General features: G+C 65.2%; 8 protein-coding genes. 6 read left to right on the top strand and 2 right to left on the bottom strand.

The features are described 5' to 3' along the window. Nucleotides 1-109: 109 nt before the first annotated feature. On the bottom strand, nucleotides 110-1,360 hold the full coding sequence (locus QF819_00040) for a right-handed parallel beta-helix repeat-containing protein (GenBank protein ID MDP6801552.1): 1,251 nt from the start codon (nucleotides 1,358-1,360) through the stop codon (nucleotides 110-112). Between the two features lie 325 nt (nucleotides 1,361-1,685). On the opposite strand from QF819_00040, the gene QF819_00035 reads away from it, so the two are divergent. The 4 genes from QF819_00035 to QF819_00020 are packed head-to-tail and all read left to right on the top strand — an operon-like array spanning nucleotide 1,686 to nucleotide 8,168. Then, nucleotides 1,686-2,372: a TetR/AcrR family transcriptional regulator gene (locus QF819_00035; protein MDP6801551.1), complete on the top strand. Its 687-nt coding sequence runs from the start codon at nucleotides 1,686-1,688 to the stop codon at nucleotides 2,370-2,372. After that, the gene (locus QF819_00030) at nucleotides 2,372-3,820 is read left to right on the top strand and encodes an efflux transporter outer membrane subunit (protein MDP6801550.1); all 1,449 of its coding nucleotides are present in this window, start codon (nucleotides 2,372-2,374) and stop codon (nucleotides 3,818-3,820) included. The genes QF819_00035 and QF819_00030 overlap by 1 nt, the downstream gene beginning before the upstream one ends. Continuing rightward, the gene (locus QF819_00025) at nucleotides 3,817-4,977 is read left to right on the top strand and encodes an efflux RND transporter periplasmic adaptor subunit (GenBank protein ID MDP6801549.1); all 1,161 of its coding nucleotides are present in this window, start codon (nucleotides 3,817-3,819) and stop codon (nucleotides 4,975-4,977) included. Before QF819_00030 ends, QF819_00025 begins: the two co-directional genes overlap by 4 nt. Beyond that, entirely contained in the window at nucleotides 4,974-8,168 is a 3,195-nt protein-coding gene (locus QF819_00020) for an efflux RND transporter permease subunit (GenBank protein MDP6801548.1), read from the top strand. The genes QF819_00025 and QF819_00020 overlap by 4 nt, the downstream gene beginning before the upstream one ends. Here the strand turns inward: QF819_00020 and QF819_00015 are convergent. Further along, nucleotides 8,122-8,721: a DUF3365 domain-containing protein gene (locus QF819_00015; protein MDP6801547.1), complete on the bottom strand. Its 600-nt coding sequence runs from the start codon at nucleotides 8,719-8,721 to the stop codon at nucleotides 8,122-8,124. The genes QF819_00020 and QF819_00015 overlap by 47 nt on opposite strands. A 314-nt stretch (nucleotides 8,722-9,035) precedes the next feature. On the opposite strand from QF819_00015, the gene QF819_00010 reads away from it, so the two are divergent. Together QF819_00010 and QF819_00005 are read left to right on the top strand one after the other, a co-directional pair. Then, nucleotides 9,036-11,990: a FlgD immunoglobulin-like domain containing protein gene (locus QF819_00010; protein ID MDP6801546.1), complete on the top strand. Its 2,955-nt coding sequence runs from the start codon at nucleotides 9,036-9,038 to the stop codon at nucleotides 11,988-11,990. Between the two features lie 311 nt (nucleotides 11,991-12,301). Further along, nucleotides 12,302-12,751 (top strand): hypothetical protein, encoded by a 450-nt coding sequence (locus tag QF819_00005; GenBank protein MDP6801545.1) that lies wholly within the window; start codon nucleotides 12,302-12,304, stop codon nucleotides 12,749-12,751. The last annotated feature ends 207 nt before the right edge of the window (nucleotides 12,752-12,958 follow it).

Below are 12,958 nucleotides of genomic sequence, written 5' to 3'. Positions count from 1 at the left end.
TGGGCGGCCAGGCGCCACAGCCCGAGAGGATCGACTGGTGATCGCCGGCCTTCCCCGCCTGCACCCGTTGTTCACCAGCGAGAGCAGGCGGGGGCGGTCCCGCGCAGGGTCAGCGGTAGCGAGCCTTGACGGCACCCCAGGAAGCCGGGGACAGCGCGTCCACGCCGCACCCGAAGCCGAGCGCCCCGATCTGCACGCCGCAGCTGTTGTTCTCCGCGATGCACGGGGAGGCGCCGTCCAGCGTGTAATCACCCCAGCCGGACGGTGCGGACGCGCAGGGCCACCCCGCGCAGAAGAGCGGGTCGGTGAAGACGCTCCCCGGCGAGAAGTCGACTTCGCCCGGTCCAAAGAACGCGGAGGAGTCGACCACGCAGCACAGGAACTGGATGTCGGATGTGGCATCGGCGGTGTAGAGCTCGGGCCCGTCGTTGGAGCAATTGCCCCACAGGATGGACCGCTCCACCTCGGGCTGGGACCCCTGAAGGTAGATGCCGCCGCCGTAGCTGGTGGCGCGGTTGCCGGATATGGTGGAGCCTTCGACGACGGGCTCTGAATCCGTCACGAAGGAGCAGCCGCCGCCGTAGGCCCCGGCCGCGTTGCCCACGACAACACAGTCCACCAGTTCGACATCGCAGTGGTAGTTCCCCTGTACGCCGCCCGCGCTGAAGACGGCGGTGTTCGCCGTGATCGTGCAGCCGGTGATGAGCGGTGAGGAGTACTCGTAGCAGGAAACACCGCCGCCATCGTAGCCGGCCTCATTCCCCGAGATGGTGCAGTTTCGGATGGTCGGGGAGGCGGAGCGTTCGCATCGAATCCCGCCGCCGGAGAAGTAAGACGAGTTCTCGGTGATCACGCAGTCCTCGATGACCGGCGAAGCGTGCTGAATGAAGACGGCACCGCCGTTCAGTGTGGCGACATTCTCCGTGAGAATGCAGTTGGTGATCGTGGGCGAAGAATACGAACAGTAGATCGCCCCGCCGTATGTCACCTGTCCGTTGCGGATGGTGATGCCCTCCACCCGCGAATCCGGCCCCTCGAACGCCCAGAAGATGAGCGCGCGTTCCGACGCTTCGCAGTCGATGATGCAGTCTTCCGGATTCCCGCTTCCGGAGCGGAGCGTGATGGCCTTGCCGTGGAACTCCAGCCCCCAGCTGCCCCAGCCGCGGTAGGTCCCGTCGGCCAGTTCGATGACATCCCCGTTCACCACAATGTCCAGCGCCTCGCGAATCGTGGCGATGTCGCCCGTTCCGTCCGCGCGGAGGTAATAGACGGTGGCCTTTGCCGGAGCGGCGGAAAGCAGGTGAAGTGCGGCCAGCATGAGCAGTCGCGCCGGGAGAGTGGACCGTGAAGAAGCAGCCATTCGTTCAACCTCCGGGGCGGAAGGTGAGCGAAGTATAGCACAGAGCAAGACCCGTGTGGAGCCAAATGCGATGCAACCACGGGAGTTAGCGATTCTCTTGGCAAGACTGGCTAGCGTTGGAGCTTGCCGGGAGTTATTGCCCCCTCCGGTCTCAATCGGGTGTCTCCTTGCGATGAGTGGACTCCGTCAGGCGACCCCACTCCCCAGGTGCCCAACTCAAGGCGGTGAAGGGTACCGTTTGACCTGCCGATCATTCAAGCGTATGTTTGAAACCCCCGTTTGATTCGCACGGTCTCAGAGACCGATTCACTGTTCGGGAGGCTCCATGAACTGTCCGAGCGATCTACCCGGCGAAGCCCACGCAGCCACGCGGGATCGCCTGCTCGATGCGGCGGAACAGCTCTTTGCCAGGCAGGGGATTGCCGCGACTTCCTTGCGGCAGGTCACTTACGAGGCGAACGCGAATCTCGCAGCGGTCCACTACCACTTCGGGTCGAGAGCGGAACTCGTGAAGGCCGTCTTCGCCCGCCGGGTCCAGCCGATGAATGCGGAGCGAATCCGTTTGCTCGATGCGTGTGAGGCCGCCGCCCCGGAGAGCGGCCCTGCGCTGGAGGACATCTTCACCGCGCTTCTGTCTCCGGCGCTTCGCCTTGGGGAGCGGTCGGAAGATGGCGGCTTCACCTTCATGCAGCTTATGGGGCGCGCGCACATGGAAGCGGGCGAAGAGTTGCGTCCGCTGATTGCGTCTCTCTTCCATGAGGTGCTGGGGAGATTCTCGGCGGCGTTGTCGCGCGCGCTTCCGGGAGTTCCGCAGGAGGTCATTCTGTGGCGGATGCGGTTCGCGCTGGGCGCCATGGCCTTCGCGATGATCCATGGCTCCCGGATGGGGGCTGGTCATCCTGACGACAGCGGGAGTTGTTGCGACGGGCCGGTTCTGGACCATCTCATTCCGTTCGTGGTGGCCGGGTTCCGGTCGAATGCGGTGGACCCGGATGCCGGGGGGGCGTCGTGATGCGTGTGTGGTCCCCGGCCGCGGCCTCTCTCGTCGCTGCGCTCCTGACCGCGGGGTGCGCATCTTCGCCGCCGCGCACGCCAACCCGTCTTGCGCCGGATTTTCCGTCGTCGTTCACCGCCGCGCCGCCGGACTCCGCCGCCGGTTCCGCCGCCGGGTTCTGGGAGTCGTTGGGGGATCCGCGTCTTCCCGGGCTTGTGGAAGAAGCGCTCCTGCACAATCGGGATCTCGTCGCCGCCGCCGCCGGAGTGGAGGCCGCCGCCGCCGAGGCTCGCATGGCCGGAGCGGGCCTTCTGCCGGGCGTGCAGGCTGGTCTCCAGCGGACACGATCCCGACAGGTGTTCGTCGGCCTGCCGATTCCCGGGGGTTCCGGAGGGGGGATCTCGTCGACCTCCACCGGTTACGGGGCGTCAGTGGATGTTTCCTGGGAAGTGGACCTCTGGGGACGGGTGCGGGCCGCCGCTTCGGCGGGGGTCGCGTCGTATGAGGCCACCGCCGCGGAGTATGAGGCCGCGCGCTTGTCCATTGCCGCGCAGACGGTCAAGAGCTGGTTCGCGGTAGTGGAAGCGCGGCAGCAGGAGGAACTCGCCCGGGCGACGGTCGGCAGCTACCGGGCCGCGGAGAGTCGCGTTCGCGAACGCTATCGGCGCGGGTTGAGGCCCTCGCTCGATCTCCGGCTTCTTCGCGCCGAAGCGGCCGGGGCCGAGGCGGTGCTGGCCGACCGGAGGATCGCGCTGGACCGACTGACGCGGTCGCTCGAAGTGCTGCTGGGACGCTATCCTGCTGGAGAAATGCACCCGGAGGGCCCCCTCCCGATTCCGGAATCCGTTCCCGCCGGGCTCCCGGCGGATCTGCTGCTTCGTCGTCCGGATCTGGTGGCGGCGGAGCGGCGCCTGGCGGCAGCCGGGGCCGCGCGGTCCGAAGCGCGCCGCGCTCTGCTCCCGCGCATCAGCCTCACGGCGTCAGGCGGTCGCACGAGTTCGGCGCTGCAGGACCTTACGGAAGGGGACTTCTCCACCTGGGGACTCGTCGCCGGAGTTCTGCAGCCGCTCTTCCAGCGGGGGAAGCTCCGCGCGCGCGTCGCACAGGCCGGTGCGATCGAAGATCAGGCGCTCGCCGCATGGGCGGGGGATGTGCTGGGGGCATGCGCGGAGGTGGAGGGGCTTCTCGCGGCGGATGCGCATCTTGCCGAAGCGGAGGCGGCCCGGCGTGAAGCGGCCCGGGAATCGCAGGAGGCCGAGCGTCTCGCGACGGAGCGGTACGAGTCCGGCCTGTCCGATGTCATCATGCTGCTTCAGGCCCGCCGCGGCGCCCATGCTGCTGAAAGCGGCCTCGTCGCCGTGCGCCTTCGTCGTCTTGTGAACCGCGTCGATCTGCATCTTGCCCTTGGCGGGGAACTGCCGCCGACCGTCGGGGACGCTCCCCGCGAACCCGATTCCGAAGGATGAGGCTCATGAAGATTCACCCGAAAGTTCTCCTTCCCGTTCTTGTCGTCGCTCTCGGAGCGATCGGAGCCGTCACGCTGGTGAAGACCCGGCGTGCGGTTCGGTCCGAAGCCACGGCGGTTCCGCCGCCGCTCGTCCGTGTCATGGAGGTGGAGACGAGCCGAGTCCGTCTGGATGTTTACTCCCGGGGGATGGTCGAAGCGGAAGTGGAAACGGACCTTGTCGCGCGCGTGGCGGGCGAAGTCATGGAGGTGTCGCCGTCGTTTGTCGCGGGTGGGTTCTTTGATGATGGGGATCTTCTTCTGCGGATTGACCCGGCCGACTATGAACTGGCCGTCGTTCAGGCCGAAGCGGCGGTCGCGCAGGCATGGGTCCGGCTCCTGCATGAAGAAGGAGAGGCCGAGGTGGCTCGCGCCGACTGGGAGCGGCTCGGTGGGGCCGACGCTCCGGACGCACTGGTGCTGCGACTGCCCCATGTAGCGGAAGCGCGTGCGCAGCATGCGGCGGCGGAGGCGTTGCTGGGTCGTGCGCGACTCGACCTCGACCGCACGGTCGTGCGCGCTCCCTATGACGGACAGGTGCGCGCGAAGGCGGTCGATGTCGGGGGACAGGTGGCGCCCGGTACGCCGCTCGGGAGGATCTACGGCAGCGAGGCGGCGCTTGTCCGACTGCCAGTTCCTGTTGAGGACATGGCGTTCGTGGATACGGCCGCAGAGCCAGCGGTTCGTCTGACCGGGGACTTCGCGGGGCGCACCCACGAATGGAGCGGCGTCGTCGCACGAGCAGAGGGCGAGATCGACCCGAGAACGCGCACCGTGAAACTCGTCGCACGCATTGCGGACCCCATGACTCCCGGAGCGAATGGTCGCCCGCCGCTGATGACGGGACTTTTCGTGGAAGCGCGTGTGGAGGGTCTCACGATGGACGATGCGGTCGTTCTCCCCCGGTCGGTGTTGCGGGGCGGGGACCGGGTGCTTCTTGTCGAGGGGGACCAGCTTCGCTACCGGAGCGTCGGCGTCGTGCGCGTGCACGGGGAGGATGCCGTGATCGGAAGCGGGCTTGCCGACGGGGACCTCGTGTGCCTGTCGGCCATGGCTGCCCCTGTTGAGGGCATGACCGTGCGGACCGTTCTGGAAGAGATCCCGGGAGGCGCGCGTTGAGAGCCCCTGTTCGATGGATGGCCGGCAACCCGGTCGCCGCAAATCTCCTGATGGTGCTGATCCTCGTGGGCGGGATGCTCACCTATCCGATCATCAAGCGCGAGATCTTTCCCGAGATATCCGCCGGGATGATCGCGGTATCGGTCCTCTACCCGGGCGCGTCTCCGGAGGAGGTGGAGAACGGGATCTGCCTTCGCATTGAAGAGGAGATTGAAGGGCTGGAGGGCATTCGGAGGATCACCGCAACCGCCGCGGAGGGGGCCGGCCAGGTCACGGCGGAGACGGTTCCCGGAAAGGACCACAGCGATCTCCTGGACGAGATCAAGGCGCGCGTCGATGCCATCGAGAACTTTCCCGAGAACGCCGAAAACCCCGTGGTCGAAGATGTTGTGGTTCGACGCCAGGTGCTCTCCGTGGCGGTCTCCGGAGATGCCGAGGAAGCATCGCTCAAGCGTTATGCGGAGAAGGTCCGGGATGACATTGCCGCGCTTGAGGGAATCACGCAGGTGGATCTGGGCTTTGCCCGTCCTTACGAGATCTCCGTGGAGGTTTCGGAGGATGCTCTGGAGCGACATGGTCTCACGATCGATCTGGTTGCGCGTGCCGTCCGGCAATCGTCGCTGGAACTTCCGGGTGGATCGGTCAAGACGGCGGGCGGCGAAGTGCTCTTCCGGACGAGCGGGCAGGCGTACACCGGGGGAGATTTCGGCGACATCGTGCTGATGACTCGACCCGACGGGACACGCGTGCTGTTGCGGGATGTCGCCACGGTGCGCGACGGCTTCCGCGATACCGGAGAGAAGGCGTTCTTCGACGGAGCACCCGCGCTTCTCGTGCGCGTTTTTCGCGTGGGCGACCAGAACGCTCTTCATGTGGCGGACCGCGTGAAGGAGTTCGTGGCTCGGGCTTCGGATTCAGGTCGTTATCCCGAGGGGATCTCGCTGACCGTCTGGGAGGACGACTCCGTGATCCTGCGCGGGCGCCTCAGTCTGCTCATTCGGAACGGTCGGACGGGTCTCGCGCTGGTGTTCCTGTGTCTTGCGCTCTTCCTTCGGCTTCGCCTGGCGTTCTGGGTCGCGCTGGGGATCCCCATCTCCTTCCTGGGCGCGGTGTGGCTCATGCCGACAATGGGCGTGTCGATCAACCTGATCTCGCTCTTCGGGTTCATCGTCGTGCTGGGGATTGTCGTGGATGATGCCATCGTGGTGGGGGAGAGCATCTACTCCCGGCTTCAGCGTGGTGAGCGTGGCGTGGAGGCCTCCGTTCAGGGAGCGCTTCGCGTCATGACGCCCGTGTGCTTCGCGGTGCTTACCACCATCGTCACCTTCACGCCCCTTCTGACGCTCCCCGGGACCATGGGGCAGGTCTGGCGGGTGATCCCGTTGATCGTGATCCCGGTGCTATTGCTTTCGCTGGTTGAATCGCTCTTCATTCTTCCGGCGCACCTGTCGCATGTGCGCCTGCGAGACCGTGCGACGGGGCTTCTCTCCGGGTGGAACCGGTTTCAGGGGAAAGTAGACGCGGGGCTTCAGCGGGTGGTCCGGAACTACTACCGGCCCGGGCTTGACTTCGCTTTGCGCTGGAGATACCTCACGCTGGCCGTGGGCTTTGCCACGCTTCTGATCACGGTCGGACTGGTGGGCGGCGGTTGGCTTCGCTTCGTGTTCTTCCCTCCGGTGGAGGCGGACCACATCGTCTCCTTCCTCACCATGCCCAAGGGAACGCCAGCGGAAGTTACCGAGCAGATGGTCTCCCGGCTGTCCGATTCCGCGGACCTCCTGCGGCGGGAGATTGAAGAGGACTCCCCGGAGAATGCCGGGGCCATTCGACATGGACTCGTGTCGGTCGGGGCGCAACCGTATCGTGCCCGTGCGGCGCATGGCCCGCTGGGAGTGGCTGCGTCGTTTGGCGGGGAGCATCTTGCGGAGGTCCACCTGGAACTCTCCCCGTCGGAGGGCCGAAAGATCTCCAGCGCATACCTGGCTCGCCGGTGGCGGGAACTGACGGGCCCGATTCCCGATGTGGAGGAACTGACCTATACCTCCAGCCTCTTTGATGCGGGACAGGCGATCCATGTGCAGCTGGCCGGGCCGGACCTTGCGGAGTTGCGTGAAGTGTCGCAGGAGGTGCAGGCGAGGATTCGCGAATACCCGGGAACGCTCGATGTCGGAGACTCTTTCCGGCTGGGGAAGGAAGAGATTCGCCTGTCGCTTCGGCCGGAAGCGGAAGTGCTGGGGATCACGCTGATCGATCTGGCGCGGCAGGTGCGACAGGCATTCTACGGTGAAGAGGTGCAGCGCATTCAGCGCGGTCGCGACGATGTCAGAGTCATGGTGCGCTATCCCGAGAACCGGCGTCGCTCTCTCGGGGATCTGGAGCGGATGCGCATTCGAACGGCGGGCGGAGTGGAGGTGCCGTTCGGGACAGTGGCGTTCGCGGAGAAGGGGCGGGGGTATTCCGCGATCAACCGTTCCGACCGCAAGCGCGTCATCGATGTCATCGGCGATGTGGACCTGAGCATCGCCAGTTCCAACGAGATTGTCCGCGCAGTCACGACGGACGTTCTCCCGGCGGTTCTGCGTGACCATCCGGATGTGTCGTATTCGCTGGAGGGCGAACAGAAAGAGCAACGGGAGATGATCGACCATCTGATCCGGGGGTTCTCCGTCGCGATGCTGTTTGTCTTCGTCCTGCTGGCCGTTCCCCTGAAGTCCTATATCCAGCCGATCATTGTGATGTCCGCCATTCCATTCGGGATTGTCGGTGCAATCTGGGGCCACATCATCATGGGGATGGACCTGACGATTCTATCCCTTGCGGGCGTGGTGGCACTGTCCGGCGTGGTTGTGAACGACAGCCTCGTTCTGGTCCACTTTGTGAATCGGGGCGTGGCCGAAGGAAAGGGCACGCTGGAAGCCGCGCGCGAAGCCGGAGTGAAGCGTTTCCGTGCGATCATGCTGACCTCGCTCACTACCTTCGCGGGCCTGAGCCCCATGCTGTTCGAGAAGAGCGTTCAGGCGCAGTTCCTGATTCCGCTGGCGGTGTCGCTGGCGTTTGGTGTGATCTTCTCGACCTTCATCACGCTGGGCCTCGTCCCCGTGGGGTATGTCGTGCTGGAGGATGTGCGGCGGATGGCCGCCCGCATCACCGGGCGGGGACAGTCACCGAGAACGCTCCCCGAAGCTCCCTGAACCGATACCCGGTGGCCAGATCCTCCGGGTAGTCCTGCCGAAGAACGGCGCGGACATCTTCGGCCAGCTCCTCTTTCGGGCCGTGGCATTTCAGACAGAGCGGCTTCTCAATGCGAATGGCGCGCAGGTAATGCCAGTCGCCGGCACTGTCCGCGAAGAAGGTGTCGGCCGGGGCGCCCTCCTCGGAGAAACGCGCGAGGACTGCGCGTTCGAGCTGGTTCGGAGCGCCGCCCGGATTGCGGTTCCGATCACTGACACGGCGGATGCGAAGACCGAGCACGGCGGAGACGCTGTCGGTCAGTGCCATGGCTCGCGAGGCGCACACGGTCACTGCCTCAGCTGGCCCCCCGGAGGACACGGCGGCCTTCAGTTCCGCGCCGAGCGTCTTCGTGAGAAGGTCGGCGGCCAGTACGCCCCGGACGCGAGCTTCTTCACGGGCGATCCGGACCTTCATCTGCTCATGGGTGACCCCACGGGAAATGTCATCCTCCGCGGCGGGTCTTGCGACCGCGACCGCCAGAAGAAGAAGGGTGGCGGCCGCGACTTCCCTCATGTTGTCCTCCCGGTCGGCGAATGAGCAGGATCTTCCGAACGGGGTCCGCATACGGCCCCGCAAGCCGCACGAAGTATACGCCGGACGCGACGGCCCGCATCATTCCTTTCGTCCGGACACGCGCCCGCCCCCCTCGCGGAAAGCGGTCCCGGCGCGAAGGCGCGCGGCATCGCCGGGGCGGACAGGGACAGTCGCGGTCAGGGCGGTTTCATCCGGTCGCACGATCCTGTATAATGATTTCAGATCCACCCGCCACCGCCACTTCCCCCCCGTGGTGAATCGTTCAAGCCTTTCCCGCCTCTTGGAGTGTCTGCATGCGTCGGGGTCCATCCCTACTCCTCTGGCTTGCCATCGGGATGCCGGTGTGCGGTGTTGCGTATGCGTTCGCCCCGGTTGGCGGCGCGGAGGTGGTCCCGGCGTACCGGCGTCTTGAGGCGACCGTCCGCACGGACACACTCCCGGACAGTCCATGCGGGCGGCACCTGGAGCTGGGTGGCCGGTGGCACGCTCGACACAATCCCTGGACCGGAACGGCGCACGCGGTCTGGGGAGAGGGATTGCTTCTTGCGCCGGGCGGAATCCGATGCGCGGCCGACGCCCGAATGGTGGCGCTCGCGTTCCTCCGCTCCTATCCGGACGCGTTCGCGGTCAGCAATGCCAACGCGATCTTCCTTGGCGCGTTTCATGAGCGTGGCAAGTGGGCCGTGCATTTCCGGCAAGTCGCAAACGGGCTGCCCGTCGTCTCCGCGCGAGCCTTCGTTCTGCTGACGGACGAAGGCATGGCGGCGGCTTTCGGATCGGACTTCTTCCCGGACGGGTTCGGGAGTCCCGTTCCCGGGATGGATGCGTCCTCGGCGATTGCGCTGGCGGCTTCGCAACTGGGCACGGTCCCCGATGCTTCCGGGGAAACCTCGGCGGATCTGGTCTACATGCCCGCGCCGGGGGTGGAGGCGTTTGTTCCGACGCTGGCATGGCGTGTCCGATTCTCCAGCGAAGTTCCACTCGGAGAGTGGGAGGTGTTTCTGGACGCGCACTCGGGCGACCTTCTGGGGCGACGAAATCTGAATCACACGCTGGAGGTGGCGGGGACGGTGCTGGCGGAGGCGGAGTGCCCTTCCTACTGCGATGGATACGCCCCGGTGCCTTCGTCAAGTCAGATGGTGGGGGTGATCGGTGTGGACTCCACATGGACCGACTCCTCCGGGTACTTCTCCGTTCCCGTCTCCGGCGCGGGGTACGCGCTCCTGAAGATGGAACTTTCGGGTCTGTGGATCGATGTGGACCGATCGTACGGGCAGGACGCAACGCACTTCGAAATGGTCTCTCCCGGGAGCCTCCTCACGATCTCCTGGGACGATCAGAACTCCCTGCCCGACGAACGGGATGCCTTCATCAATGGCAACCGCGCGCACGACTTTCTGAAGACGATCGATCCGGGGTTTGTCGGGATGGATCGTCCCGTCACGACACGGGTCGGCCGATCGGACGGGTACTGCCCGGGAAACGCGTGGTGGGACTTCGCCGACGGATCCATCAACCTCTGCGCGGAGCAGGGGGCCTATGCGAACACGGGGCGGATTTCGGATGTCCTGTACCACGAGTACGGGCATGGCGTGACGAATGGAATCTACACCGCAGGCGGAACCACGGATCCCCCCAACGATATGCACGAAGGGAACTCGGACATTCTCGCGAATCTCATGACGGGAAGTTCGGTCATCGGCGTCGGGTATTTCGACGGAGACTGCGTGACCGGCGTTCGGGATTCAGAGAACACGCTCCAGTGGCCGGACGATGTGGTCCCCGGCCAGCCTCACACCAGCGGTCAGATTCTCGCCGGTTTTCACTGGGATGCCTGGCGGGAACTTCGAGCCTCTCTGCCGGAAGCCGAAGCGGACTCCGTGGCGCGCGCCGTGTGGCATTACTCCCGCGTGCTCGGGCTTCCGCAGACCTTCCCCGACCAAGTGCTGTGGTCGTTCTGGGCGGATGATGTCGACGGGAATCTCGACAACGGCACGCCGCACCACGAAGACCTCTGCGTGGCGGCCACAAACCACGGCTTCGAATGTCCGCCGGTTCTTGTCGGCGTGCTGATTTCACACACACCCCTCGGGCACTGCCCGGACACCACTTCCCGACGAGAGGTCGTGGCGGACATCGTGTCCACTGAGGGTCCACTGGATCCGTCGGAAGTCCGGCTGGCTTATCGTGTGAACGGGGGCGCTTTCCAATATGTTCTGATGGCACCGGAAGGCACGCAGGACCGATATCGAGCAGAGCTCACGGAGCTTGGGGGAATGGGCGAAGTCGAGTACTACCTGCATGCCAAGGACATCTATGGAAACGAAGGGATGAATCCGGCGGCGGCTCCCGGGGAACTCCACGAGTTTGACCTGACCGTTGCGTACGACGACCTGGAGTCCGGCGGACCGGGGTGGACCGTGGGTTACGCGGGAGACGATGCCACGACCGGGATCTGGGAACTTGTGGACCCGATCGGGACGATGGCGCAGCCGGAGAATGATGCCACTCCTGACCCGGGGGCGATGTGTTTCGTCACGGGTCAGTGCGAGGGGATGCAGTGTCATGCCGGGTGCACGCTGGGTTGCAACGATGTGGACGGGGGGGCGACCACGCTCCTTTCCCCGGTGTTCGATGTGAGTTGGGCGGACAACGCGAAGGTGAAGTACGAGCGCTGGTATTCCAACCAGACGGGGACGGCCCCGAGAACGGACATCTGGGAGGTGGAGATCTCCAACGACGGCGGAGGCAGTTGGTTCAACATCGAGTACACGCAGGAGCCGGCACTTTCGTGGCAGAGCGTGGAAGTGGATGTTCGCGAGATGTTCGGGACACCCGGGCAGGTGCAGGTGAAGTTCGTCGCCAGCGACACGGGGGACCCTTCGCTGGTGGAGGCGGCGGTGGACGAGTTCCGCGTGCTGGCCGGAACCGGGCAGCCCACGGGTGTGGCGGATGCGGTCATCGCCACGAGTGCCTTGGCGCTCTCGCCGGCCCACCCCAATCCGGTGCCCGGCACGACATGGGTGGACTATGCGTTGCCCGCGAGGGGAGCCGTCTCTCTTTCCGTGTACGATGTGAGCGGGAGGCTCGTGCGGACGCTCTTCTCCGGAGTGCGGGAGTCCGGTACGCATCGCGCCCGCTGGGATGGCCGGGACGCGCACGGCGCGGAGGTGATGGCGGGCGTCTACTTCCTGCGCCTTGCGACGGATGACGGCGCTCTCACCCGGAAGATGACGGTAGTCCGTTAGCGGATCAAGTCCGCGATGGACACGGTCCTGGCATTGCCCGATCGGCAGCGCCCGGGGGAGGGGTCCGGAATCCGGACTTGCTTATTCTTCTTCAATGAACAACAGTATAGCGCAGCTGTACGATGACTTGCCCCTGAACAGTTACTTGCGGCCGTCACACGGTTGGCAGACCCGGCGCCGCGCTGGCCGCCCTTGCCGCTGAAGCGAAGGGCGGTCGCCGGGCGGAGAAATCAAAGGGAGGATGCATGAAGGCACTTCAGGCAATGTTGGCCCTGGCTCTGATATGCGCCGCTTTGGGCCCTATCCGTGGAATGGCTGAAGAGCAGGATGGAATCACTCTTCCGAAGGCGCCAATCCAAGTCAAGACTGTCCTGTACTACAGGGACGGAGGCACGACGGGACTTGTTCTGGAGGATTCTGATGGCAAGGAGTTCAAGTTGTGCCTCGACGGTCGTATGCAGAAAGAAGAGGTGGGGACGCCGCTTCAGCCTTGGCTTCTCTATGTGGGGGCGACCCATCCGCTAGACACGGGCGCCGTGATGATCGCCGAAGGCGGAGTGGAGGAGAAAGCGATTCTGACCACACTGGAAACCTGGTTGTCGGACAATGTGTCCGACGAGAAGCGGGAGAAACTGCTCACCGCCAAGGGTGTCCCGGGTCTGTCAGTGCAGGAGGTCGATCAGTTGCGCATCCTTCGCGTGGTGAACTACCTCAAGAAGAGGAATGAGCCGAACAAGAGCATGGACCACGACAGGACATAGTCGCGTTTCCAGCGTGTCTATGTCCTGCGGGTCATGCTTGGTCGGTCGGAACACCCGGGCAGGTGAAGTTCGTTGCCAGCGACACGGGGGACCCTTCGCTGGTGGAGGCGGCGGTGGATGAGTTCCGCGTGATGGCCGGGACGCGCACGGCGCGGAGGTGATGGCGGGCGTCTACTTCCTGCGCCTTGCGACGGATGACGGCGCTCT

The organism is Gemmatimonadota bacterium (assembly GCA_030747075.1).
In the GTDB taxonomy this organism is placed as follows: domain Bacteria; phylum ARS69; class ARS69; order ARS69; family ARS69; genus ARS69.
Note: the sequence above shows the minus strand (reverse complement) of the source record. Positions and strands in the feature narration are given on the sequence as shown.

Coding starts and splice junctions, on each gene's coding strand:
- QF819_00040 (MDP6801552.1), bottom strand. CDS start 1,360: ATGGCTGCTTCTTCACGGTCCACTCTCCCGGCGCGACTGCTCATGCTG.
- QF819_00035 (MDP6801551.1), top strand. CDS start 1,686: ATGAACTGTCCGAGCGATCTACCCGGCGAAGCCCACGCAGCCACGCGG.
- QF819_00030 (MDP6801550.1), top strand. CDS start 2,372: ATGCGTGTGTGGTCCCCGGCCGCGGCCTCTCTCGTCGCTGCGCTCCTG.
- QF819_00025 (MDP6801549.1), top strand. CDS start 3,817: ATGAGGCTCATGAAGATTCACCCGAAAGTTCTCCTTCCCGTTCTTGTC.
- QF819_00015 (MDP6801547.1), bottom strand. CDS start 8,721: ATGAGGGAAGTCGCGGCCGCCACCCTTCTTCTTCTGGCGGTCGCGGTC.
- QF819_00010 (MDP6801546.1), top strand. CDS start 9,036: ATGCGTCGGGGTCCATCCCTACTCCTCTGGCTTGCCATCGGGATGCCG.
- QF819_00005 (MDP6801545.1), top strand. CDS start 12,302: ATGGCTGAAGAGCAGGATGGAATCACTCTTCCGAAGGCGCCAATCCAA.